26 protein-coding genes and 1 tRNA gene are annotated in these 25,003 nt (G+C 30.8%); 4 read left to right on the top strand and 23 right to left on the bottom strand.

Annotated features, from left to right (window positions below; genetic code table 11):
• Together CEE44_05120 and CEE44_05115 are read right to left on the bottom strand one after the other, a co-directional pair.
• Entirely contained in the window at window positions 1–816 is an 816-nt protein-coding gene (locus CEE44_05120) for a hypothetical protein (GenBank protein TKJ17873.1), read from the bottom strand.
• A 64-nt stretch (window positions 817–880) separates the two neighbouring features.
• Window positions 881–1,411 carry a hypothetical protein gene (locus CEE44_05115; GenBank protein ID TKJ17872.1) on the bottom strand — a complete coding sequence of 177 codons (531 nt, stop codon included), beginning with the start codon at window positions 1,409–1,411 and terminating at the stop codon, window positions 881–883.
• A 45-nt stretch (window positions 1,412–1,456) separates the two neighbouring features.
• Here CEE44_05115 and CEE44_05110 point away from each other — a divergent pair, with 45 nt between their 5' ends.
• Entirely contained in the window at window positions 1,457–2,002 is a 546-nt protein-coding gene (locus CEE44_05110; protein TKJ17871.1) for a hypothetical protein, read from the top strand.
• Between the two features lie 4 nt (window positions 2,003–2,006).
• On the opposite strand, the gene CEE44_05105 is transcribed toward CEE44_05110, so the two are convergent.
• The 16 genes from CEE44_05105 to CEE44_05030 form a co-directional block, all read right to left on the bottom strand.
• Window positions 2,007–4,127 carry a hypothetical protein gene (locus tag CEE44_05105; GenBank protein TKJ17870.1) on the bottom strand — a complete coding sequence of 707 codons (2,121 nt, stop codon included), beginning with the start codon at window positions 4,125–4,127 and terminating at the stop codon, window positions 2,007–2,009.
• A complete protein-coding gene (locus CEE44_05100; protein ID TKJ17869.1) occupies window positions 4,124–4,651 on the bottom strand; it encodes a hypothetical protein in 528 nt (175 codons plus the stop codon). The genes CEE44_05105 and CEE44_05100 overlap by 4 nt, the downstream gene beginning before the upstream one ends.
• On the bottom strand, window positions 4,645–6,096 hold the full coding sequence (locus CEE44_05095; protein TKJ17868.1) for a hypothetical protein: 1,452 nt from the start codon (window positions 6,094–6,096) through the stop codon (window positions 4,645–4,647). The genes CEE44_05100 and CEE44_05095 overlap by 7 nt, the downstream gene beginning before the upstream one ends.
• Before the next feature lies 1 nt (window position 6,097).
• Window positions 6,098–6,355 carry an RNA-binding protein gene (locus CEE44_05090; GenBank protein ID TKJ17867.1) on the bottom strand — a complete coding sequence of 86 codons (258 nt, stop codon included), beginning with the start codon at window positions 6,353–6,355 and terminating at the stop codon, window positions 6,098–6,100.
• Between the two features lie 42 nt (window positions 6,356–6,397).
• Complete coding sequence (locus CEE44_05085; GenBank protein ID TKJ17866.1) at window positions 6,398–7,192, bottom strand: NAD(P)H-hydrate dehydratase; 795 nt, start codon at window positions 7,190–7,192, stop codon at window positions 6,398–6,400.
• Window positions 7,189–8,040, bottom strand: a complete 852-nt coding sequence (locus CEE44_05080) for a DUF58 domain-containing protein (protein ID TKJ17865.1) — start codon at window positions 8,038–8,040, stop codon at window positions 7,189–7,191. The genes CEE44_05085 and CEE44_05080 overlap by 4 nt, the downstream gene beginning before the upstream one ends.
• 88 nt (window positions 8,041–8,128) lie before the next feature.
• Window positions 8,129–9,685, bottom strand: a complete 1,557-nt coding sequence (locus CEE44_05075; GenBank protein TKJ17864.1) for a hypothetical protein — start codon at window positions 9,683–9,685, stop codon at window positions 8,129–8,131.
• A 10-nt stretch (window positions 9,686–9,695) separates the two neighbouring features.
• Entirely contained in the window at window positions 9,696–10,631 is a 936-nt protein-coding gene (locus CEE44_05070) for an AAA family ATPase (GenBank protein ID TKJ17863.1), read from the bottom strand.
• Window positions 10,632–10,651: 20 nt separating this feature from the next.
• Window positions 10,652–12,547, bottom strand: a complete 1,896-nt coding sequence (locus tag CEE44_05065) for a hypothetical protein (GenBank protein ID TKJ17862.1) — start codon at window positions 12,545–12,547, stop codon at window positions 10,652–10,654.
• Entirely contained in the window at window positions 12,548–13,540 is a 993-nt protein-coding gene (locus CEE44_05060; protein ID TKJ17861.1) for a hypothetical protein, read from the bottom strand.
• Window positions 13,541–13,595: 55 nt separating this feature from the next.
• Window positions 13,596–14,060, bottom strand: coding sequence for a hypothetical protein (locus CEE44_05055; GenBank protein ID TKJ17860.1), 465 nt, complete (start codon window positions 14,058–14,060; stop codon window positions 13,596–13,598).
• On the bottom strand, window positions 14,057–16,450 hold the full coding sequence (locus CEE44_05050; protein TKJ17859.1) for a hypothetical protein: 2,394 nt from the start codon (window positions 16,448–16,450) through the stop codon (window positions 14,057–14,059). The genes CEE44_05055 and CEE44_05050 overlap by 4 nt, the downstream gene beginning before the upstream one ends.
• Window positions 16,447–18,204: a hypothetical protein gene (locus CEE44_05045; GenBank protein TKJ17858.1), complete on the bottom strand. Its 1,758-nt coding sequence runs from the start codon at window positions 18,202–18,204 to the stop codon at window positions 16,447–16,449. Before CEE44_05045 ends, CEE44_05050 begins: the two co-directional genes overlap by 4 nt.
• Complete coding sequence (locus tag CEE44_05040) at window positions 18,204–18,404, bottom strand: hypothetical protein (protein ID TKJ17857.1); 201 nt, start codon at window positions 18,402–18,404, stop codon at window positions 18,204–18,206. The genes CEE44_05045 and CEE44_05040 overlap by 1 nt, the downstream gene beginning before the upstream one ends.
• A 164-nt stretch (window positions 18,405–18,568) precedes the next feature.
• A complete protein-coding gene (locus CEE44_05035; GenBank protein ID TKJ17856.1) occupies window positions 18,569–18,796 on the bottom strand; it encodes a hypothetical protein in 228 nt (75 codons plus the stop codon).
• Complete coding sequence (locus tag CEE44_05030; GenBank protein TKJ17855.1) at window positions 18,796–19,671, bottom strand: hypothetical protein; 876 nt, start codon at window positions 19,669–19,671, stop codon at window positions 18,796–18,798. The genes CEE44_05035 and CEE44_05030 overlap by 1 nt, the downstream gene beginning before the upstream one ends.
• A 74-nt stretch (window positions 19,672–19,745) precedes the next feature.
• On the opposite strand from CEE44_05030, the gene CEE44_05025 reads away from it, so the two are divergent.
• Window positions 19,746–20,372, top strand: coding sequence for a hypothetical protein (locus CEE44_05025; GenBank protein TKJ17854.1), 627 nt, complete (start codon window positions 19,746–19,748; stop codon window positions 20,370–20,372).
• Window positions 20,373–20,400: 28 nt separating this feature from the next.
• Here CEE44_05025 and CEE44_05020 read toward each other — a convergent pair whose 3' ends face one another.
• From CEE44_05020 to CEE44_05000, 5 genes are all read right to left on the bottom strand, one after another.
• On the bottom strand, window positions 20,401–20,763 hold the full coding sequence (locus CEE44_05020; GenBank protein ID TKJ17853.1) for a hypothetical protein: 363 nt from the start codon (window positions 20,761–20,763) through the stop codon (window positions 20,401–20,403).
• 85 nt (window positions 20,764–20,848) lie between these two features.
• On the bottom strand, window positions 20,849–21,133 hold the full coding sequence (locus CEE44_05015) for a hypothetical protein (GenBank protein ID TKJ17852.1): 285 nt from the start codon (window positions 21,131–21,133) through the stop codon (window positions 20,849–20,851).
• Between the two features lie 31 nt (window positions 21,134–21,164).
• Window positions 21,165–21,285, bottom strand: a tRNA-Glu gene (locus CEE44_05010).
• A gap of 635 nt (window positions 21,286–21,920) precedes the next feature.
• Entirely contained in the window at window positions 21,921–22,754 is an 834-nt protein-coding gene (locus CEE44_05005) for a hypothetical protein (protein TKJ17851.1), read from the bottom strand.
• 137 nt (window positions 22,755–22,891) lie between these two features.
• Window positions 22,892–23,428: a hypothetical protein gene (locus tag CEE44_05000; protein ID TKJ17850.1), complete on the bottom strand. Its 537-nt coding sequence runs from the start codon at window positions 23,426–23,428 to the stop codon at window positions 22,892–22,894.
• Window positions 23,429–23,564: 136 nt separating this feature from the next.
• Here CEE44_05000 and CEE44_04995 point away from each other — a divergent pair, with 136 nt between their 5' ends.
• Together CEE44_04995 and CEE44_04990 are read left to right on the top strand one after the other, a co-directional pair.
• Entirely contained in the window at window positions 23,565–23,819 is a 255-nt protein-coding gene (locus CEE44_04995) for a hypothetical protein (protein ID TKJ17849.1), read from the top strand.
• Window positions 23,820–23,847: 28 nt separating this feature from the next.
• Complete coding sequence (locus CEE44_04990; GenBank protein ID TKJ17848.1) at window positions 23,848–25,002, top strand: methionine adenosyltransferase; 1,155 nt, start codon at window positions 23,848–23,850, stop codon at window positions 25,000–25,002.
• Window position 25,003 lies beyond the last annotated feature (1 nt).

The following is a 25,003-nucleotide window of genomic DNA, read 5'->3' as shown; positions in this document are numbered from 1 at the left end:
TTAGAATTTTTTCTCAATTAGTTTTCTCATTTCTTCTATAAATTCTTCTGCTTCACTATAATAAGTTTCAAATTCCTGGCCTTTTATTTCCTGGATTTGTCTGTGTGTAATCATTTTTGATAAATTATAGAATTTTCTCATGGTCTCAACATATTTTGCTTTGGTTAATCTATGTTTTACTAATGTTTTATGCATAAGGTCTGCAACGTGTCCAGGAGAAGGTGGTATTTCACCAACAGCCATTAAGGCAGCGTGAGCAGAGTCTATGACCCCCCAATACAAATCTAAGGTAGCTTGTAATAGATGCCATCTTGAATTTTTTAGAGTTGTTGGTGCTCTTGCAAAGTATGTCCAAACACTTTCCTGAGTTGGTCTTATTCTTCCATTTTTTAGTAAAGATTGTAAAGGTTCAAAAAAACCAGAGTCATACAAAGGGTATGATGTTCTTAGCATGTTTATTCCAATTGGATCTCCTACTCTCATGTATTCCCAAAAATTTGTGAATTTAAGGGTTGTTATATGCAGTCTTTTTGAGTGTTTTAGAGCTAGTTTTCTTATAATGATTCTGTATGCTTCAACAAAATCAGGTGTTATTTTTGTTGAGATATCATTAATTATAATTAAAACATCTATATCTTTTTCTCCACCTACAATTGGTTTGGTTTCTTTAACTGTTGAACCAAATAGTGCTATTGCTTTAACATAATCTTTAACTTCTTTCAATACTTCGTTTCCAAATGCAGTAGCTATTCGAAGGTCTGCTTGCCTATACTTAGAAATATTATGATGCCTGGTTTTTTCTATCTTAAACTTCATTATAGTGTCTAATCCAGCAAGAACCTTTAATAAGTTTATTGACTATTTTATAATGATAAAAGTATCAGTTTTTAGTATAGATTGTTATTGGTGTTTGATCAAACTGATATGTTTTTCCTTTTTGAAGAAATCTTGGATGGTAAATAAAATTGTAAACAATTAGAATTCCTTTTAGTTCTTCAAGAAGTTTGGTTTCTGTTTCATTATGGAATCCTTTATCTGGGTTAATAAATATTATATCGTATTTGCTTAAATTCTCTTTTAAAAAATCTCCTTGTATGAAATTTGCATTTAATTTTAGTTTATCTCTTATCTTTATGCTTTTTTCAGATAGTTTTTTATCGTATTCTATTCCTGTTGCTTTTGTGAATAAAGAAGCTATTAAAACTACTTTTCCATCACCTGAGCCTAGGTCTAAGAAATTTTTATATTTTTTTAGGTTTATTTCTTTAAAGAATTTGTAGAGATATTCTGCTACTGAAATTCCCCATACTCCTTTTTCTGTTTCATAGTAGGGGATTTTGCCTTTTTTTAGAAATGATTTATAGAAAGTATCATACTCTTGTTTTATGTTTTCAAATGTATCTTTATGCATTACTAAACCAATAAAGTTATATATTATTTATATGTTTAGATTTTTATGAATATATCGGGTTTTGATGATTGTTTATGTGTTTCTCCAGAGGTGATATTTGGGCAAACTGATTTATTAGATGATGCTCCTAAATTAGATGAAGATAGTTCTTTGGATGATAGTCAAAAAGAGATAAGTGATGCTATTCTTGAAGTATTAGAAGAAGAAACTTCTTTGGAAGGGAGAGTTGGTGAAAGGGTTGATTTTTCTGCAGAAGACAGGATTATGTACGAAGCTCTTGGTGAAGAAAAAGGTTTGGATTATTCAAAATTAGAGTATGGAAAAATAGCAGAACCATTAGCTATTCAGTGGGATTATAGTCAGTATAATCCAGATGATAATCCAAATGATAAGAAAAAAGGAATAAGGTTTGTTTCTGAAGAAACCATAAGTGTAGATGATGTTAATAAGGTTATTGAGGAAAAGGTTTATGCAGATAAATTAAAGATTGTCACAACCCTAGTAGACCCAACTACCAGAGATATGTTCAAATATTATAGATTATTCAATCATGCGTTAGTAAAAGTAAAGTATGATATGGCTTTTTCTTAGAAATTTATTCCATAGGAACTTCGCTCCACAGAGTCCAGTCGTTTGAAGGAGAATAGGCTCCATGTATAAAATAAGGGGGATGAGGTCTTCCAAAGTAGCCATGATAGACATTGGCCCAGTTTTGACTTGGCATTCCAGGCATACCATAACCACCTACACCAGCTATTGGTGTTCCAAATTCTCTCCATGTTTCTAATAGAATTCTACCCTGACCAAACCTCTCTTCTCCATGCCCTTCTGAATTAATAGTACCTCTAAAACCATTTTTTTTAAGTAAAGCTAAAGTTTCTTTTAATGGTAAATCTCCTTGGCCGGCTGGTAAATGCTGATGGCTTCCTCCAACAGCATCTACTAAATGTATATTTCCTATGATATCTGCTTTGCTTAAATCATTAATTTCTTCCATATACCACTTATCAAAACGTTTTTTTCTTTGTTGTCTTGTTTCTCCTGGATCTGGTTTAAAATTATTAAACCACATTCCTAAATGTTGTGTATCTAGTGTTGCTTTAATATGATCTTTTGCTTCTTTTTCTGCTTGTGTTTTCTTCATTCCAGTATAATAAGGATTATCAACTTTGATAACTTTTCCTGTCCCATTTGTGCTTCCAGCAGGATCATCAATTTGTTTTTCAGTAAGATATTCTACCATTTTTTTCCTTGCACTCTGAACTAATTCTTTTAGCTCTTGGGGGTGGCTTCCAAATCCCATGTCAGGAAATATGTTTTCAGGAGCTACAAATATATCTCTTTGTGCGTATTTGTTGTTATCAGTTTGTTGCATTGCTTCTATTCCTGCTTCTGCATAGCTTTTCATTGATTGTCTCATAGCGTATTTGGAAGCGCTAACAGCGTGTTCTCTTAGTATTTTTTGATCTTCTGCTGATTGAAGCTGACCAGTTACCATCTCTTTTACAGACGCAAAGCCCTCTCTTGCATCTCTAAGTGCATCCTTTATGATTTCAGTTGGTCTTTTTGATTCTATTGGTATTAGACCTAGTCCTTGTAAATTAAATTCAGTATGTTGTCTTTCTAATTTCCACATTTCTTCTTCTGGAATTTTTCCTTCTAATTCTTCGTAGAATTTAAGTGCTTCTTTATATTTTTTGATAGATCTAAAATAATTTCTTGCGTGTGAACCATAATTTCCAGCCCATCCTCTTGCAATTGCTTCTTGTGTTTCTGTAGTAGCATGAAGAAATGCTTCTTCTGGTGTTAGTGTTTCTTCTCTTGTTAAAGGTCTTCCTAATTCTCTTTTTTTTGCTTTATTCAATTCTTCTGCTTCTTTAACAAGATTTCCCCATTTTTCCCTATGAACAACAAATGTATTATTTTTTTCATCATATACGGGTACCCTATTGAATCTGTCAACAACATTTCCTTCATAATCAATATAATCTCCTGGTTTGACCATATTTTTTTGGTCATCTGGATATGAGTTACCATTATTTTTTTCCCAGAATTCATTTCCTTCTTCATATCTGTTCCAGACAGCTCTTGGAACAAGTTGATTCATTCTAACTTCCTGGATTGTTTTTCCTGTTCTTATATCCACAAGAGGTTTTATAGCCCTCTCTGGCTCCTCTTCATAACTTTTAAACAAGCCATCTCTATTCCAAGGAGCATCAAACATTGGTCTTTGGAATTCCCCAGTATGAATTACAACAGCTCCTCCTTGTGATGTTTCTGCTGCAAAAAGTATTGCTGCTCTAACCTCTTCTATCTCTTTTTTACGATATTCATCACTAAATCCTCCTTGCTGTGGATTAAATCCTGACATGTTTCCTATTTGAGGGGGGGTATGAACAGAACTAAATGTTACTTCATTAACTTTTGCTAATTCTCTTAATGCCTCTCTTGCATCTTTTCCATAATTTTCAGCACCAACTGGTTCTTCGCCTCCACCCATTCCTGGTTGTAGTTCTATTTGGCCTGCTCCTGCTCTTATAGCTGCTGTTGATGTTTGAATCAGAGTTCCAAATTGTCTTCCTTCTGTAACAGATTGACCAAGTTCTTGTATTGGTATGATTGGTTCTTCTATATTAGCATCAGGACTAACTTCAGGTATATTATTTCCGCTATATTCTCTATCCATTGGAGAACGATATGCTGTTTGGAATATCATCTTTTATACATGTCTCCTAAGATTTTTTTTGTCATGCTTATTTGTTCTTCTATATTTTGTGATGATGATCTATAAGAGCCTTGTTTAAGTCCATCTTCTCTTTGTTTTAACTCCTGGTACATATTAGTTATTTCGTTTCTCTGTTCATTACTTACATATCCTGTTTCTTCAACTCTTTGCTGGATATATTCTGCTTTTTGTTCTAGTTGATTGGTAGGTAGTTCTCTCAAATAATCCTGTTGTTGTTTGAGTTCTTCTTCACTAATTTGTGGTTTTTCTCTTTCAACTGTTTCTTCTAAACTTTCTTCTTGTTGGAATAAATTAGTAACATTAACTTCTTTATTATCAGGTATTTCAACCTGCTGAATTTTTTCTTCAATCTTGATTTCTTCTTCGCTTTCTTTTATTAATTTTTGAGCTTGTTCTATCTCTTGTTTGTTCTTTTCTTCAATGCTTTTTAATCTTCTTATCCTTTCTTCAGGAGATAGATTTTTAACATCTTCAACGTTTTCTTTTTTTACCATGATAAGAATCCATGAGATTTTTTATAATTTTTATATGTAAGCCACTGGCAGAATGCTCCAGCCTTATCAGCTGCTTTTTTCTCTTTTTCTATTCTTACAAGATCTTTTTTTGTTTTCTTTTTTGGTTTTTCTTGCTTAGGTTTTATAGTTATGAATGTACCTACAAGATTATTAACCCATTTTTTTTTCTGTTTTTTGGGTTCTTTTTTTCTCTTTTCCATTAACATTGTTTCCTCTCCTGCTTCTTCAAGATACTTTTGTAATTCGTTTCCTAATCCTTCCATTGCTTCTTTTACAGATCTGTCAATTCTCCCTATTATTTCAAAGTCTTCTGCTGCTCTTAATTTTTTATAATTTTGAAAATCCTCTTCAGTCCATGCATATCTTCTTGTTATAACCTCTATTTTACCAGTATGTAATGGTCCTTGATGACGATATCCTTCTTGGTGATAGGACATATCTGGTCTTGTTCTCATTATGAATGTTGCTAGGACGCATGCAAAGTAATCTTTGTTTTTTTTTGGCATTCTCCTAACTATGTATTCAACTTCTATTAAACTTCCTTCAAATGCTGAAACTAAATCAGCGGATGTTATTTTTTTGTTTTCCATTGATTCTGAAAGGATTCTTGCGATATTTCTTAGATAAGGTCTTATCCATGAAAGATACATATGGATAACATCATAGTGCTGGCGCATATATTTTAATGTAAATTTTTTTCTTGTTTTGATTTCTTTACTAGTATGTTCTTTCCACTGCATAAAGCTTCTTAATTTTCTCTTTAAAACTCTTTTAACAGCTTCATTAAATTCCAGTTTGTTTACATATTCGTCAACTTCTCTTGAAGTAGGAGGATGGACACTAAAGAATAGATCTGGTAGAGATGTAAATTGCAGTTCACGAGCCATACCAAATACAGAAGAGGGGTTTTTGCTTCCTCCTTCTGCCATATCTACATAGATTCCTTTTAGTGTTATTTCTGCGCTTTCTCTGCTTTTGCTACTTCTATCATTACTATCTTCATAATAACCTATTCTTTCATCTAAGATTCTTAATTCCCTCACCAACTGAAACATATCTTTTACCATCTTGCCTATTGTAGCTAAATATTGGCTTACTTTATCTTGTTGAACTCCTAATCTTGTAGAGGATTGACCCCAAAATGCGGATTGTTCTGCAGCAGTAAAAACATCTGTTATTTTTTCAATTAGAGGGAATCCTTCTCTTCCTGTAGTCATGTGTTCGAGTATCCAGAAGTATGTTTCTTCTATTGGTTTTGTGTAGGTTTCATATACGCTTCTACGTCTATGCTCAGGAGTTTTAACAGCAGGGTAACCAGTATATACATACTGATTCATGGATTTCTCCATTATTTCTTCTTTATATTTATCAAAATAGGCTTTTTTATCAAAGTTTAATATATCTGTAAAATAATCATCTGCCATTTTATTTTTCCTTGTGTAGTACAACAACAAAACCAACTTGTTGTATTATTTCTGAATTTGTTTTTGCAACTAATTCTGCTGCTATTTTTTTCCTGTCTTTATTCTGTATAAAGGACTTTAAGAGTTTTACCTTAATTAATTTTTTCTTTTTTAGGTGATTTTTTAGTTCTTTTATTACGCTTTCTGTTAAACCGTTTTTTCCAATTCTTAAAACAGGTTTAAGCATGTTTGTTTTTTCTAATAGTTCTTTGTTTTTCATTTATTTCTTATGTATTGGATAGTGGTGGTCTAGTAAATTTCCTTATTTTAATAATTTTTTATAATCCTGGATTAAATCTGATGCTATAAAGCTGTATCCTTTTTTCTTTTTTAAATAATCTCCCATTTTTCCATTTATATATGCTGCGTTTATTGCAGATTGTTTTGGAGTTAATCCCTGAGCTAAAAAACCAACTGCTAGACCAGCTAAAACATCTCCTGTTCCTGCTTTTGTCATTGCCTCGTTTCCTGTTTTATTATGGAATGTTTTAGTTTTGGTTATTATTTGATCTATTTTTCCTTTTCTTACAATTATATTATTTTTGATGTGTTTTTTTAGATTTTTTTCTTTAATTTTTGTGTTTTTTAGTAATAATTCAAATTCTTTTTTATGAGGGCATAGTATTGAATTATCTAGTTCTTTTAGGCTGATTGCTTTTATTCCATCTGCATCTATGACTTTTGGCTTTTTAATATTTTTTACCAACTTTTTAATGAATAATTTTGTTTCTTTATTTTGTCCAATGCCATTTCCTATTAAGATAGCATCGTGTTTTTCAACTAAATCCATTATTTCTTTGTAATTTTTTAGTGTGAAATATTTCCCTTTACATTTTTTTGTTATTAAGTCTGAAGATAGGCAGCTTATTGCCCATGCTGTTTTTTCCGGAGCTGCTATTGTAATCCAGTCAATTCCTGTTCTTAATGCTGCTAAACCAGCTAGAGCTAGACAACCAATATAATCTTCATTTCCACCAATGATTAACACTTCTCCATTCTGTCCTTTATGTGAAGTTGATTTATGTTTTGGAAGTTTGATATCTTTTTTTGTTATCATCTTTTAAGAACCTCATAAAATGTATCAAAGATTGGAGTACTTGAAGTTGCTTGATAAAATTCTACCCCTAAACCATTGCATATATCTTTTATTTTTGCAGTATGTCCATCCAGCATTTTGTTATAGTTTTGCACTAGTCTTGGGCTTATAAAAGTTCTTAGTTCGTCTTTTGTTTCAGAATCTTTTAATCTAAAATCTCCTTCCATATTAATGTTTCTTTCTTGTTTATCTAAAACCTGGATTAATTTTATATCGTGCTTTCCTAACATTATTAATGAATCTTTGATCTGTTCTGGGTCAAATAACAAATCTGAGATAATTATTATAAGGGATTTTGATCCGATTAAATTTTTATAAGATAATAAAGTGTTGAATAGGTCTGTTTTGCCTTCAATTTTTATATTGTTTAGGTGATCTACCATTGATGCTAGTTGGTGCATTCCCCTTCTAGGTTGGAATAGGTCTAATTTATCTGAGAATGTCGCAAATTGGAATTTTTCATTATCTTTCATTGCTAAGTATGCAAATCCAACACCAATCATTGCAGCGTAATCAAATTTTGATCTTGGTTTTCCAAAATTCATTGAAGCAGAATAATCAACAAGGATATGAACACTAAGATTTCTTTCTTCTTCATAATTTTTAATGTATAGGTCGTCTGTACGTGCAAAGACTTTCCAATCAATTGATCTAAAGTCATCTCCAAAAGAATAGATTCTGTGGTCTCTAAAGCTTATTCCTCTTCCAGCTGCTGTTGATAGTTTTTGGCCTGAATAAATAGATGTTACTCTTTTGTTTACAATTAGACTAAATTTCTTTAGATGATCTAAAAAAGATGTGTCTATCATTTGTTGCCTCTTTTTTTAAAGCTGTTTAAAACATCATTAATTAACATTATGGACCATTTGTTGTTTTTAAAGTTATTGGCATATTTCATTATTCCTGATGATGTTTATACTCAAAAACAATAAAACAAATCATAATTATTGCAAGTAGTGTTATTAAACTAACAATAATCTTGTCTTTATAGTTTCTTTTACAATCAGTTGGGCATGTCATAGTGGTTTCATCATTATCGCATATTTCATTATAATCGCATATTATCTTTTCAATATATTTTGGTGCTTTTTTTACTGGTTCTGAGATAACTTTTTCTTTAGGACAATCTTTAGGGCAGTTTGCTGAGTTCTCTCCTTTATCACAAACCCCATTATTATTACAGAATATTAATTTTATTTTTGGCTTAATTCTGCCTATAGTAATTTCAGCTTTTCTTGATTTGATATCATTTAATTTTATATATATATCATCTACCCTGTCATTATTAATGTCTAACCTTTTTGTTAGGCCTATATAAACTAAAACAGTTATAGGATCTGATTTTATTGTTAGTTCTACATAATCTTTTCCTATTTTAATAACGTTAATTTTATGATATTCTTCTTTTAAATAAAATGTAACTATATTGTTTCTAATTAAGCTTAGTTGGATAGGAGAAGTTAATTCCCCAAAAGCGTATGTTTTTGTGTTAGAGCTTCCTCCACCTCCCCCTCCTCCTCCACCGCTGGTGATGGTTCTAGTGTTTATTTCTTCAATTATTTCATTGTTTGTGTCATTGATTGTTTTGTTTATTGTTTCTTCTGGTGTTTGATTAATGGTTTCTTCAGGGGTTTGGTTTATTGTTTGATTGTCTGTCTGATTTATTGTTTCTTCTATGGTTTGGTTGATTATTTCTTTTGTTTGGTTAATGATATCTTGTGTTTGATTGATTGTTTCTTCTGGAGTTTGGTTTATGGTTTCTTCAGGTGTTTTATTTATTACCTCTTCTGGAGTTTGATTAATGGTTTCTTCAGGGGTTTGGTTGATTGTTTCTTCTGGAGTTTGGTTAATTAATTCTTCTGGTGTTTGATTAATGGTTTCTTCAGGGGTTTGGTTGATTGTTTCTTCTGGAGTTTGGTTAATTAATTCTTCTGGTGTTTGATTAATTGATATTTTTATATATTCAAAATCAGTATAATTGTAAACAGATGTGTTATAAACATTCTTAAGCTTTATTTTAAAGTCTTTTCTTTGAATATCTAATCTTGTTAATTCATAAGACCCATTTATTTTATTTAGGTATAGTTGAGTTGCATTAAAATTAAGAAAGACTGTATTTTCGCCGGAGCTAAGATTAAATTTATTAGATCCAGTAGGATAAAATATGTTATCTTCATTATCTTTTAATTCTGCATTAATTCTATATATCCCTGTTTCTTCAAGAGTTATATTAAATTCAATAAAAAGATTATTTGATATGATCCCTTCTTTAAACATAAAAGTTTTATTAGTTATTGGTGGTGCAAGAAACTCCCTTTCTATACTTTCTTCAGAGGGTTTGTAATTATAAACAATAAACAGTCCAACAAGAAGGATAAAAGTAACTATAGTTATAGGAATTTTATTCTTTTTAGTAATTCTCTCTACTTTTTTCTCTAAAGGACTATACTTCATTCTACCTCTTTTATTTTACATGATCTAAAATGTGTTTTATAGCGTTATCTGGAGACAATCCTTTTCTTTCTGCTTCGAAGTTTAAGATTATCCTATGCCTTAAAACAGGGTAAGCCATAATATTCACGTCTTCATTACTAACGTGATTTCTGCCATTAATCAAGGCTCTTGCTTTTGCTGCTAGTATTAATCCAATTGATGCTCTTGGTGAAGCCCCATATTGTATAAGATTTTTATTTTCTCTTGTTGATGTAACTATATCTAATACTCTCTTTTTTATGTCATTTGCAATAGGAACCTGTCTTACATGTTGCTGCATTGAGATAATATTAGTTTTGTTGAGCAATTCCCTTAATTTAACATTTCTTTCTTCAGAAGTAAACCTGTCTACAATCTTAGATTCTTCATCTTTGGTTGGATAGCCAACATTAATCTTTAGTAGAAATCTATCTGATTGCGCTTCTGGTAAAGGATATGTTCCTTCTTGTTCAATTGGGTTTTGAGTAGCTAGAACAAAAAAGGGTTCATCTAATTTGTATGTTTCATTGCCAACTGTAACTTGTTTTTCCTGCATTGCTTCTAATAGAGCAGATTGTGTTTTTGGTGTTGCTCTGTTTATTTCATCTGCTAAAACAACATTAGCAAATACTGGCCCTGGTTGAAACTTAAAGCTTCTTTTTCCAGATACTTCTTCAATTATGTATGTTCCTGTAATATCAGAAGGCATTAAGTCTGGTGTATTTTGTATTCTGCTGAACTTTAGACTCATTATCTGAGATAAAGTCCTCACTGCCAGTGTTTTTGCAAGACCAGGATACCCTTCTAATAAAGCGTTGCCATTACAAAGCATTGCTATAAGTGTCTGCTCAATTGCTTCGCTCTGTCCTACAACAACCTTGCCAATTTCCTTATGTAAATTTTCAAAAACATCTTTATATCCTCTCATTATACTCACCTCTTTTTTATTTATAGTTTTTTTAGTTTGGTTTTTTGAATTTCAGTTTTAGGAGCTGTTTTTCCTTTTGGGGGATTGATAAACTTTTTTTGCTGAAAAGGAACAATCTTTTTTTGAGGAACAACTGGTTTTGGTTGAATTTTAATAGTGTCAAAAACATCATTTGTTAGTTTTTTAGACCATTTATTTTTGATACACATCTTTTTTACTTTCTTTTCATCATGAGTTTGTTTTAGGTAGAATATAACTGCTCTTTTGAGAGCCATGAAATCAGATGCGTATTTGAGTGCTTTTTTTATCTTTGGTTGTTTAAGTTTTTTGGTAGTTAGATAGTAATTGATATTGTTTAAGTCATACCCTTTATTAATAGATTGAACAAGGTTTTTTTGTAGTTTTTTGTTAATTCCATAGGGGTTTTTGGTTTTAATTAATATTCCTCCTAATACTAATAGCATTAAACTTGTTGTTATTAAACCAAGAAGGATATATTGCATAGGACCTTTTTTACAATCAGATGGACAGTCCTGTTTTGTTTCCCATGCTTCACAAACATTATTATCATTACATGTCCAATCTTGAGTAGGTTCTTCTTCTACTGGTTCTGGTGGTGGTGCTTTTTTCTCTTCAATTACTTTGCAATCTTCTGGACAGTTTTCAATTGTTTCGTTTGCATCACAAGTTCCATTTTCATTGCAGTAATTTATTACTAAACAATCTACTGGGCAGTTTGCTGCTGTTTCTCCTTCATCACAAACACCATTATCATTGCAAGTTGGCATGATGTATTCTGAAACATCTTTTATCATCAAGTATGCTTTAAAATCAGATTGTATTTCTTCTAATTTAATAGAAATATCATTTTTACCATCGTTATCCATATCATATTGTTTTGATTCTCCAATTATCATATTTGTTTCTGGTAGAACATTAATATTTATTCCTTTGATAACAGAGAAGGTCATTCCAATTCCTGCTGAGGAAAGTGTTGTTAGTTCTATTTTTCCATAAAGAAGAGTACCATAAAGTTTTTTGTAGCTAAAGACAGCCCAATCTCCTACACGCAGATAGGCTTTTGTTCCGTTTCTTTTTATATATCCTAGATTAATTTTATGGGTTGTGGTTATATTCCATATTATTTCATCTATCTCTCTATCACAATCATCATCTACATTATTTTCTATTTCAGGTGCATTAGGATGTATACTTGAATTGGTATCATTACAATCATATTCAGAATAACTACTGCATGATAGATTAAAATAGATGGTTGTTCTTGGGAAGTATCCGTCATCATCATAATCGAATGTTTCATTATCATCAATTATGCTATTGTTATTCCAGTCATATCCTTCATCTACTTTTCCATCGCAATCATCATCTAATTCATTGCATGTTTCATTCATGGGCTCGATTGAACCATTGCAACTTCCCCATGTTCCATTCTCATAACACGTTTGAATACCTGTAATACATATTCCTTCTTCTATTCCACAATCTCTTTGTTCTTCTGGTGTACAGGTCTCTACACAATCTGATGGGCATGTTTCAAATGTTTCATTGGTATCGCATGTGCCGTTATTATTACATGTTGTTGTGTTGGTTGTATTACAATCTGATGGACATGTTAATATTGTTTCATTGCCATCACATATGCTATTATTGTTACAGGTAGTTTCGTTAGTGGTATTACAATCAGATGGGCATGTTAATATTGTTTCATTTCCGTCGCATATGCTGTTGTTGTTACAATCTATTGTTTCATTGCTTTCATTACCATCTCCTACAGCAAATCCTGTAATTCTATTGTCTATATATCCAAACAAAGAGCCAAGTATGACTGTCCAAATAGTTATAACTCCTATTAAAGCAACATATGCTATTATTTTGATTTGATTTTCTGTTTTCATTTAACTTTGGGCCATATTTTTAAAGTAATTTTTAACTAATTCTTTATGTTCTTCTAAGTCTTTTTGGATATAGACTTGGGCTTTTTCCAATCCCATGTCTGGTGGGAATAAACTATCTTCAAACTCTGTTTGAGATGGATCTCTAACATCATCCATATTTATTTCATATCCTACTTTATTCATACTAATCGTTATTTGATCGTTTCCTAGTTCTGCCAGATACTCTTCTCCAAATATATCTTCATCAGGGCCGGTTGTTGTGGCACTTATTATATCTGAAATAATACCTGTTGAGTTTCCTTCTCCTCTACCTTCAATAAAACCAAATACCCTTTCAAAATTAAGCTTGAAATCAATATCATATTTAGCTAAGAAAATTACACCAAAACATAGTAAGATGATAAAGAATATTTTATAGGAAGTTGATTTGCCTTTGAAAAAACTTGCATAATCCACACCCCTTAAGTCATGGGATACTTCATGTCTTAATTCATCAACAACTGGGTTTTCAACATATAAGTTGTCGGCAGCTGTTCTGATCTTTTCGTTGAGATTAGGGAATTTTTTTTCTACTTTTAGATATTGATTTTCTTTTAGTTTTATGAACAATGTTATTATGAGGTAAATAAAAGGGATTACAAGAGCGAATAGTTTGTTTAGGTTAAGAATCATTAAAATAATAAAACCAGCTAAAAATAATATTATGAACATAAGTAGAGAGTTAAATATTATTATGTTGTCAAAGAGTGTTTTTATTTCTTTAATTAGTTTTGAGAATCTTGTTGGTTTGTGTTTTGGTTTGATTATTCTTTCCTTCTTTATGAGATGATGCATAGATTTAGGTAAAACATTTATATTTATATTAGATTCGAGATTAGGTTTGTATGGTTCTTTATGATGTTCTATTTTAATGAATTTAGGTTTAGTTTGAGTTGGTTTTATATGATGTTCAATCTTCATAAATCCTAAATCTAATTTTATTGGTCTTTTCATTTTAGTTTATTAAAATGGAAATCTTGAAAATTTTATTTTCATTGATTTTCATTGTTTAATCACACTCAGCATGGGATAACCCCTGGCTATATATATAATCGCATAGATCATTTACATCGCCTTTATAACGAGCTATATCATCTTTGTAATCTTCAATATCTCCTTGCAGGCTTAAAACTTGATCTTGAGATGTTCTTAATGTTTCTTTTGTATCAAGCAGTTCTGCTTTTTTAGATGATAATTCGTTTTCCAGAGCACCTATATCATCTTCTAATTCTTCTTTTTCCCCTTTTATGTCTGTATATTTTTCAGTAAGGCTTTCTTGTTTTGCGCTTGTTTCTGCTAATTCTGCCTTTTTCTCCAATAGAGTAGATGTTACTTTTTGTAGTTCGCTCATTTTTGTTTTATATTCTGTTGATAGGTCTTTGAAGGTGGTTTGATAATAGACGACAGCTCCGCTAAAAGAGATTAAGATTGCTATTATTAATATTAACAAACCAAAGTTTATGTTTTGTTTCATTTTCCCCTCCTTCTTGATTCAATTATCTTTCTTATAAATATCTCTAGTATTAGTATTGATAATGCAACTATGATGAAAGGCCATCTTATATAATGTGGTGTTGATTTTTTTCTTAGGCTTGTGTTTTTGATAAATTTAACAATCTCGTTTGCATCAGAAGAATCAAACATTTTTCCACCAGTGATTTCTATTAAATCTCTAAGTTCTTTGTTAAATCCTATATCTTTGTATTCAAGAGGATAGTTAACAGCCATTATTGTGTTGAAAAATTCTTCATATCCTGTTTCAGATGGAGTAAAGTGTGATATGTATTTGTTTTCATCTGTTTTTTCAAATTTAAGTTTTTCTGAAACAGGTTTTTTATCACTTTTAACAATTATTTGTGATGTGTCTCCTAAATAAGTATCTTTAACTCTTGTATAGAATGGTAAATTCTTTTGAGGATCTCCTATTGCCCAATTAAGAGATCTTACTAATAGTTTTGAATTTGATTTGCTTAGTAATTCTGAAGACCATTTTTCTCCATCATCTGTTGATAGTGCAACAACCCTTCCTAGACCATATCTCCATACTGTTATTATGGGTTTTCCATCTCCCATTGAAACAATCATTTGGGATGATGATTTTTTTACAACATAGTTAAATCCACTAACTTCAGCGATTATATCAAGGTTTTTTGTGATAAAATGATTATTGTTGAATAATACTAATGATTTAACTTTTTGTGGTGGAAGATCTTGTTGTTTTGAAAATATTATATGTAGTTTTTGTGATTCTGTTGGTTCAAAATATTCTGCTCCTGTTTCAATAGCAAGAGTTTGCAGAAATGCTCTATTTGTGGCCTCTCCAACCCCTACTGTGTAGAGCTTTATGTTTTTTTCTGCAAACTCTTTTGATAGAGCAAGAGATTGAGATGGAATACTATCAACTCCATCTGATATTAAAATGATATTTTTGCTGCCTAATGAACTCTCTAACATGTACTGTGCTTTTTTTAATCCTGAAAATACATATGTTCCTCCTGAATCGTGTAGTTTGGATATCTTGCTTGTTATGTTTGTTTCTACTTCACCTAAAACTCCTAAAGGTGAAATTTGGTATGCTGCGTGATTAAATGCAACTATTCCTACTTTATCATATAGGCTTAATCCTTTTATTATTTCTAGAGCAAGTGATTTTTCAACATCAACTTTGCTTTCAGAATTTCTTCTGCTAAAATCCTGACCAGTGCTTTCTGAGATATCCAGAACAATTACTATGCTTGTGACTAATTCACCACCAAATCCGGCTTCACCAACCTTAACAGGTAGAATTGTTTCAAATAAAGAGTTTGAGTAATCTCCTTTATCAAATGCGTTTTCTCCCCCTATAACAAATAATCCTCCTCCTTCTATTACATAATCACTTAGTAATTCTGTTTTTGAGTTTAGTTTACTGGCTTCAATATCATCTATTATAATGGAGGCATATTCACTTAAATCGTTTGGAAGAGATGTTTTTTTATTTATTGTATATACTGGTTTGAGCATATCTAAGAATTTAGAATCTTTTTCAGTTACATACAAAACATTTGGTTTAGGTAAAACATGCAGTGTTTTATAGTAAACATTATTTTCTTTAAAGAAATCATTAGTATCTATTGTTGCTGTTATTTTATGATATCCTTCTGATAATTGTTTTGAAAATTTAAATAGATTGTTTTCTATTTTTTCTAGATTTACTGGTCTTTCATCAACTTTTGCAGAGATGTCATAAGCAGGAGGGTTTCCTGCTTTGTTAATTCTAATATAAAATTCATTTTCAGTTCCCATTATTGCTTCTGAAGGGCCTTCTATTACAACAGAATAATCATCATTTATCGGATTAACATTAACAGCGCTTATAGATGTGTTTAGGAGATTAGCAAAAAACATAACACTTGCCAGTTCTTTGCCTTTGTTATTCTGGCCATCTGATATGAGAAGTATATTATCATCCCCATGCATATTATTTATTATTGCGTTTCCTATTGGAGATGATGTTCCTGATGCAATAGGCATTTTTGTAACTGGTATTTTTTCTTTAACACTATTAAATACCTCATTGACAACACTATTGTCAAATAGACTCATGCTTGTTGAATTATCAACCAATATCTTAAGTGAATAATCTCCTTTTACAACATCTTCTTTTAGAGTGTATGGAGAAGATAGAGCAATCAGGAGGTATAAAGCTATTAAGGATCTTGTTATTGTTATGAATATTCTTTTTCCTTTATGGGCTCTGTTATATTCTCTTTTTTCCTGTTCATTATTAAATTTGATAAATGTTCTATTTATTAAGATTATCAAAGCTATGATTACAGGGATGATTAAAGCCAATACAAAAGGGTATTCAATAAAAAATTTCATAAATCACCTCTGAATTTTATATAGGCTACTTCAAATATTAGTATTAAACATGCTAGGATTAACAAAATCATTGTGAGATCTTTGTCAATGTTTTCTTTAACATTTTTTTCTACAAAATCAGAATACTCTTTTGAAAATAGCAAAGGATCTTTGCTAACCTCGCTTTCTGCTTCATCTAAAAGATTGTAAGCAACTTGTTTGCTATCCTCTTTATAGAATCCTGCTTTATCGACTAGTGTTCTTTCTCCAATCTTAAAATTATAATCATTGATATCTTCTGTGTCAAGCATAAAGTTGATTAGGTTGTTCCAGAAGATGGGGTAGTCTGGGCTAAATTTAAAATCATTTTCATCATCAAATAAACCATAGTAGATGATTTTTCCGTTTTGATATGATTTATAGGCTATTAAGCTTGACTCATCTTCTGTATTTAGGAAAGACATAGCATCTTTGAAAGGTGTTGCAACAATATATCTTTTAACTACTCCAAATTCAATATCTTTTGTTATTTCGTTTTGTGATGAGATTATTGTGTTTGATTGTTCACCCATGCCTATTATGTTGACAGGCAGCAGATCTAATGTATCTAGTTGTGCTATTCCTTCTTGGGATGTTATTATTAGGTTTCCTCCTTTTTCAACATATCTTTTGATGTCGTTAAATGTTCCAGGAAGCAGTTCGTCTTTGTTTACATTGCTTACAATTACAACATCATGATCAATATCCGGGATGATAGGTGGTTCTGCTATTTCAACTGTTATGTATTTGGCTGCTTCTAAGGCATTTTTTAGTGCTTTTGGTATTGTGTTAGTTATTAATAAGATATTTATGTTGTCTTTTAAAGGGGAACTTAGATATACAATATTGTCTACTTTTAAATCGTCATCTGGAGAGATTTTTAGAGTTGATAATCCTGGTAAAGTTTCAAAAACAATTTTTTCTTTTGATCTTGGATTTATTGTTAGATCTTTTTTTGTTATTGTCTCTTTATTTTTTATTAAGGATATTGTTATTGCTTTTTCTTCTTCATTAAAATTCTTTATATACGCTTCTGTAAAATCCTTTTGGATATTTAAATCAACAAATCCAAGGTTGTTTGCTTTTGAAGCTAGATTAACAAATTCAACAGAATTTCCCCTTGAGTTTAATAATCTTTTAGAGATGATTGGATCATCGTTTTCCATTGTTGTTATAAAGTCGCTTAAGACAACTACATTACCTTTTGTTTTTTCCAGTAAAGCGTCTGCTAGATCCATTGATCCTTTGATGTTTGTAGATGCTTCTTTTGGAATTACTGTTGAGAGATGTTTAGAAGCTTCGCTTTGTAATCCATTTTCCAGAGTGATTGTAGGAGTTAGTGAAGCTAAAACAATACTAATCTTTCCATGCATTCTTTTTTTTGCTTCACTTAGTGCTAATTCAAATCTCGTATTTCCATTGTTTTTAGTTTGCATTGAAGCTGATGAATCTATAATTAAAACTGTGTTTCCTGATTTTGCATCTTCTGTTACTGTTATGAATGGTTCTATAAGTGATGAAGCTAGAGCGAGTATTGCGAATAACTGTAGTAAAAATAGTAGGTTTGTTAGTAATCTTTTTAGGAAAGAGAATTCTTTTTTTTGTTTTTGTTCTCTGATAAAAAACATTAAAGAAGGTATTGCTTTATCGATTGGTTTTGGTTTAAATAAGTAGATTAGAATAAAAGGGATAAGAACCAAGAATCCATAGAGTCCTAATATGTTTCCAATACCCATTATTTACTACCTCTTATTTCCCTAGAAAATTTTGAAGAAATTTTCTTGGCACCAGAAATTCCTACGGAATTTCTTAGTGTTTTATCTAGATCTTTTTGACTAAGTAATTCTTTTGTAACAACGAGAACTCCATCTATTTCGTACCAATAAACTTCATCTCCTAAGTCAATTCCTAGTTCTTTTCTTGCTTCTAAAGGCAAAGTTAGTTGGCCTTGTGTGGTTATCTTTACTTTTCCTATAAACTTACTTTTAGCTATTTTCTTTGCACCTTATTATTAATATTAATAATTTTATTGATATTCTTAATATTAATAATCAATATTTATAAATATTTCGGTTTTTTAATGAAAAATAAAAGAATTAACTAATTTTCTGTAATATTTGTTTTATTAGTTTCTGGCAGCCATTCCTGAGATACTGCGTAACCCACTGTATTTTTTGTAGATTTCCCTAATTGGAAGACCCATCTAGCAAATTCTTTTATGAAATTGACCCTATCCCCAGATTCGTCAAAATCTGCGTTAAGATTTGTTTTTATTAGATAGCCCCCAATTACTAAGAATATTATGACAATTAAAATTATTTTCCCCATTATAACCTCTTTACCTCAATGCTTATTGCTTGTTCATCCACCCGTATATACCTTGGACATTCAGTATATTCTAGTTTATTATCTTCACAGTATTTAATTATTTTGTTTTTTTCTTCTTCATTATTGTATTTTATTATAACATTTATTCCTTTTTTCTTAGGGTGGATTATTTGGTGTTTTTTCAGGTCTTGTTTTATTTGGTTATGTTTTTTAGTGAAAAACTTGTGTCTTTTGTTAATATCTTTTATTTTTTGATAGAGTTTTTTTAAATCTCTTTCTTTAAATTCATATTCCTCAAATTCATTAAAATATTCTTTTATATCAAAGAATTTTTGAACTAATTTTTGTGTTTCGGGTACAAGTTCATAATTAGAAGGTATTTTTTGATCAAAAGCTATAAATCCTCCTAAACCCAGATTGATTGGTTTCCATTGATTAAAAGAGCTTAACATTATATCTCCATATTTTGCAAGTTTTAATCCAATAGAACCAGAAACATCGTTGATTAATAGACAGTGTTTTTTATTACATATTTTTAAGATTTTATCCATTTTTTCATCTGCATAATATCCTGTTAATGAATTTACAATAAATATTGATTTTCCATCTGCTTTTTTTTCTAGATCTTCTAAATTAGTTAATCCATAATCTGTTTTTATTTCAATACACATTAATCCTAGTTTATTTGCATATTGTTTATAAGTTATCCAACCACCTTGGTCCTGGATAAGAACTTTTTCTTTTTTTAGATTTTTAGCTAGTTTTATTATTTCAAGAATAGAAGCGTTTCCCCTTCTGGTAATAATAATATTTTTTTTATGTGTTAAATCTTTAAGTAGAGATTTTATTTTGTTTTTGAAATCAATATTGGCCATGTAGTATTGTAGAAATCTTGGATATATAAATATATAGTACAAAAATTTAAATATATCAAAAATAATATGTAGTTATGAAAAGAGGTATTGTGTTTATTTTGATAATAATGTTAATTCCTTCTGTATATGCTGCTTGTTTTGATGATGATAATGGAATAAACTACAAACAAAAAGGGTTTTGTAAAGACAATAATGATAATGAAGGTACAGATTTCTGTAGACCTGGTGAATTGATTGAGTATTTTTGTCATGATGGTTTTTGTAAAGCTCAGATGAAGATTTGTTCAGAGTGTGAAGATGGTGTTTGCCTTAGTAAAGAAGCAGATGATATAATAGAGGTTAATCGGCCTCCTGAAGTTGATTTGTTTGTTTTGACAACTCCTGGAAAAACAGAAGTTGTGTTTAAGGCTGAAGTTTCTGATTTGGATAAAGAAATGGTTGTATATACAATAGAGTTTGGAGATGGTGAGAAGGCCAGTAATAAACCTAATGTTATACATGATTATAAGACAAATGGAACATTTAATGTTGTGATTACTGCAAGAGATGCATCAGGAGGAATAACTACTTTTTCTAAAGAAGTAATAATAGAAGAGCAAAAGATGGTAGAAATACCTAAAGATAAAATAGTAGAAGAAAAGAAAGCAGCAAAAAAAGGTTTTTTCAGAAAAATAATAGATTTCTTTAGAGGATTGTTTTAGTGGGAAATAATGTCTTTATTTTTTATTTTCATATTATCAACCCTTCTATTTCTGCTACTTCACTTACTTTTAAACACCATTCTAATTTTTCAATATCTTCAATATTGCTACAAGCTCCTTTACCATACTTTGTAACAGCTTTACAATACCAATATTCATCTCTGTCATCTATATAATCACAAAGATTACTATCCCAGTAATCAAGAGACAATTTACTAAAACAACTATCTTTAATTTTCTTTTCAATTTGTTTCTTACATTCCAATATTTGAGGAGTTTTACAATCAGGATGTTGATTTTTAAAACCAAGAGTTATACCCAAATTTTGGGCATTTAATAATAAACAATCTACATTATTAACTTCTTTTTTTAAGTTACAACTATTAATCAAAAATATACTTAAAATCAATATTAACAAAATTGTTTTTTTCATTTTGACAAACTTACCATCTTAATCTTCTTTTGCTCATTTTTTCTTAAAAATTCTTTTTTCTAGGTTTGTTCTTCTTAGGCTTTCTGTTAATTATCACATTTCTTAACTCTTTATATGTTGATCCCATTGCTTTGAGAGAGACAAAAAAAGCTATCATAAATACAACAAAACTAAGTACTAGAAGAGACAAAGAAATTAAATTCTCCTTGAGTTGATTTAGATTTGATAATACTCCAAAAGCAATAATGAGACTAGCAGAAAGTGATCCAAAAGTATACACTTTATGATTTTCCCATTCTATTTTTAAAAGTTCTTTATCTTTTTTCATTTTTAATTCTATTTTATGAACTAAAAGTAAATGCTCCTAAGGGGATTCGAACCCCTGTTCCTGCCTTTTTTTGGTGGAATCAAAAAATTTTGGGAATCTTTGATTGCCAACACGAAAAGGCAGAGTGATTGACCGGGCTACACTATAGGAGCACTTAAAAATGAGCCCAAGGGAACTTTCATAGCTAAAAGCCAAGCACTTGACTAAGTGGGCTTGAGCAACAAAGTTGCGAAACCCACAAAGGTGCCAGCTGACTTTTAAGCTGATTTGAATCCCCGACCTCCGGCTTTCCTAGATTGAACCGAAAGCGGCCATATAAGACCGGCGCTCTAATTGCCCGAAACAAGCAAGCTCATTTCATGATAAAAATGCAGAACACTTTCATCAACAAAGAAAAGCAATTATTGGAACAATATTAAAAGTTGGGTCCAATCGCTTATTTCTCCAGACTGAGCTATGGGCTCATTATTATAGACTAAATCATATTTAGTCTATGTAAGGCATTTTTATGTTATTTAAAAAAGTTTCTATGCCTCAATCTTTATCTTTATCATCATCTGAACTACATCCGTCACATCCCATTTTGTTTACCTCCTTTATATTTGAAAAATAACGAAACCTGTTAGTTTAAATATCTTTTCATATTGGTGGCTTTGCATGAAAATTAACTAGATTTATGAAATGAATTTATTTAAAAAACTTTCGATTGATTTTCAGACTCTAAAGGAAGGATACTTTGTTTAATGGGTGTTACCCAAAATATTATTTTATTCGAGAAAAAGTTTTTTTATTTGGCTTGGGGACCGGTATATTGTAATCCTACTTTTTTTAGTGTGTGTTTTTTACTTTCGACATCCCAACCTGAACTATCGCTTAATGCAATATGGTCTAAATCTCCAATAACTACATCTCCCCTCTTTGTATAATTGTCTACTCTTCCAATCATTATTCTTTCAATTGCTTTATGTGCTTTATCCATTTTCTCAGCACCGTGATGGTCATCCACATCAAGATAATATTCACCAGAACATACAGCTGAGATGATGGTGTTTTGAATTCTTTGAACATCCATTCGGACGTCTTCCCCATTTAATGTTTGTTCAAATGGAAATTCATCAATATCATATAAGGTATACCTCTCTCTTTCTCTTAAATCCACAGCTAAATGATAGAAAGTAGGATAGATGTTTTTATCAAGTGTATCAACATTAAATTGTTGATAGAAAGGGATATTAGTAATTCCCATCTTTTTTAAAAATGTAATTGTCTTATCTAAGTGATGATAAAGACGTGAACCACTGCCAGACCATAATTGATAATTTTTAGGATTCTTAGGATTATCTTCTCCTGTATAGCAGAATTTAGCTACTAAATCAATCCTATCATTCTCGGTTCCAAAGTTATCAAGTTCTAATACAAGGGTTCCTCTTGCATGCTCCCCTGGTTTTTTTCTTACAAGCTTCTTTACAATCCTAGGATCGTTTATAGGAATAACTCTAAAGTGATTCCAATCAAAATCATCCAATATTCTCCACCTATCTATATCTAAACAACTTAACAGATTTTCCGTTGCTTCTTTGGCCTGTTTAATCACTTGATCTTCAACTTTTGTTATCAACATTTTAAAAAGAATAATTAAATAGAATATTTAAACCTTTCGCTTTTATAACCACTATTAAATGACAAATAATCTTAAAACAAACCCAAAAAAACGCCAAAGTCCTTATTATTGTTCCTGATGTGTTGCATTCGCTTAGCTCATATTGCTTTAAGAATATCTGATTTAGTTATTAATCCTTGCAGATCTCCTTTTTCAGATACAAGAACAATAGGATAAAATTTTAGAAGATTTGATACTATTTCTATTGATGTGTCTTTTGAGATTATAGGGGGGCAATCTCCCATTATATCTTCAACTTTACTTATATCTTTTTTTGTGAATGAATTTAGAATTATTGTTTCAGATACTAAACCTACACAATTGTTGTTTTTTAACACAGGTATTTGAGAAATTCCATGTTTACGCATCTCTTTTATTGCATTTTTAATTTTTGTCTCTGGATTAATTGATATTAGTTTTTTGTTCATAATGTTTTTTGCTTTTAGTTCTTTAGATTTTGAGAGAGAGTTAAGTACTTCGAATATCTTTTTTGCTTTTGAATATGTTGGATCTAGGGTTCCTGCTTCTATTTTAGCAATAAGGCTTTGACTAATGTTTGCTTGTTTAGCTAGTTCAGACTGTGTTATTCCTAGTTTTTTCCTTATTGGTTTTATCTCGGATATTTCAAAAGCCATAAATTAAAGTAGTTTAACTACTATTTAAAGATTACTAAAAAATCCTTGAGAATATTCTTATAGGAATATTTTTGTCAATAAGGTTTATAAATGGGGGTGTTAATTAGATTAATATTAATTTAATGGAGGGGTAAAATTGACAACAATTGATTTAAGTGATTATAATGGAAATATGCCTGGTGATTCAGGCTATAATTTAATAGGTGCTGAAGTAAAGTTTATTGGAGAAGAGGCAGGATTAAAAGTACAATACTTTCCAAAACATGGAATAAGAGCTGTGAAGAGTTTATGTGAACATTTAACTGAAGGGGAAGTTGCGAGATTTCATCAAGCTCGCGAGAGATTTAATGCTGAAATTGCTGTAGCAATTGCTAGTGTTGCTATTGCTTAAATATTTTAAAAAATAAGGAGGAATTAAAATGGAACAAAAAAATTTTTTATTTACATCTGAATCAGTAACAGAAGGTCATCCAGATAAAGTATGTGATCAAATTTCTGATGGGATTTTAGATGAATTGTATAAACAAGACCCTCAATCAAGAGTTGCTATTGAGTGTTTAACAACAACTGGATCTGTGCATGTTGCAGGTGAAGTAACAACAAAAGGTTTTGCAGATGTTCAAAAGGTTGTCAGAGAGGTGTTAAAAGATATAGGTTATACTAATCCAGATTTTGGAATTGATTATGAGGATGCTGGTGTTTGGGTTGCTATTCATGAGCAATCACCTGATATATCTATAGGAGTTACAGAAGGTCAGGGAGCATCTGGAGAACAAGGCGCAGGAGACCAGGGAATGATGTTTGGTTATGCGTGTAATGAAACAGAGGAATTAATGCCATTGCCAATAAGTTTGGCTCATAAATTAACAAGAAAACTAGCAGACGTAAGAAAAAATGGCGAAATAAAAGATCTAGGACCTGATGGCAAATCTCAGGTTACTGTTGAATATGAAGATGGAAAGCCAAAAAGAGTTGAAGCAGTTGTTATTGCTCAACAACATTTAGAGATTATTTCAGAAGATGAATTAAAAAAGGAAATTCTTGAGAAAGTAATTAAACCTGTTTGCGGGGATTATTTTGATGAAAATACAAAAGTCCATATAAATGCAACAGGAAAGTTTGTTGTAGGCGGACCAGAAGGAGATACAGGAGTTACAGGGAGAAAGATAATTGTAGATACTTATGGTGGTATGGGAAGACATGGTGGTGGGTGTTTTTCTGGAAAAGATCCTTCAAAAGTAGATAGATCTGCTACTTATGCTGCAAGATATATTGCTAAGAATCTTGTTGCTGCAGGATTAGCTGACAGATGTGAAGTTGAGCTGGCATATGCAATTGGAGTGGCAGAACCTACTGGTGTTTTTGTGGATACTTTTGGAACAAACAAGATACCAGAAGAAAAAATAGTTGAATTAATAAAAAAACATTTTCCATTAAAACCAAAGGATATAATAGAACAGCTTGACTTAAGAAGACCAATATACAGAAAAACAGCTTCATATGGTCATTTTGGAAGAGAAGATCCTGACTTTACATGGGAAAAAACAGATAAGGTTGATGTCCTAAAGCAGTAGT

Source organism: Candidatus Woesearchaeota archaeon B3_Woes (assembly GCA_005222965.1).
In the GTDB taxonomy this organism is placed as follows: domain Archaea; phylum Nanobdellota; class Nanobdellia; order Woesearchaeales; family B3-WOES; genus B3-WOES.
The sequence above is the reverse complement of the archived record's forward strand: the minus strand, read 5'-3'. Positions and strand labels throughout refer to the sequence as shown.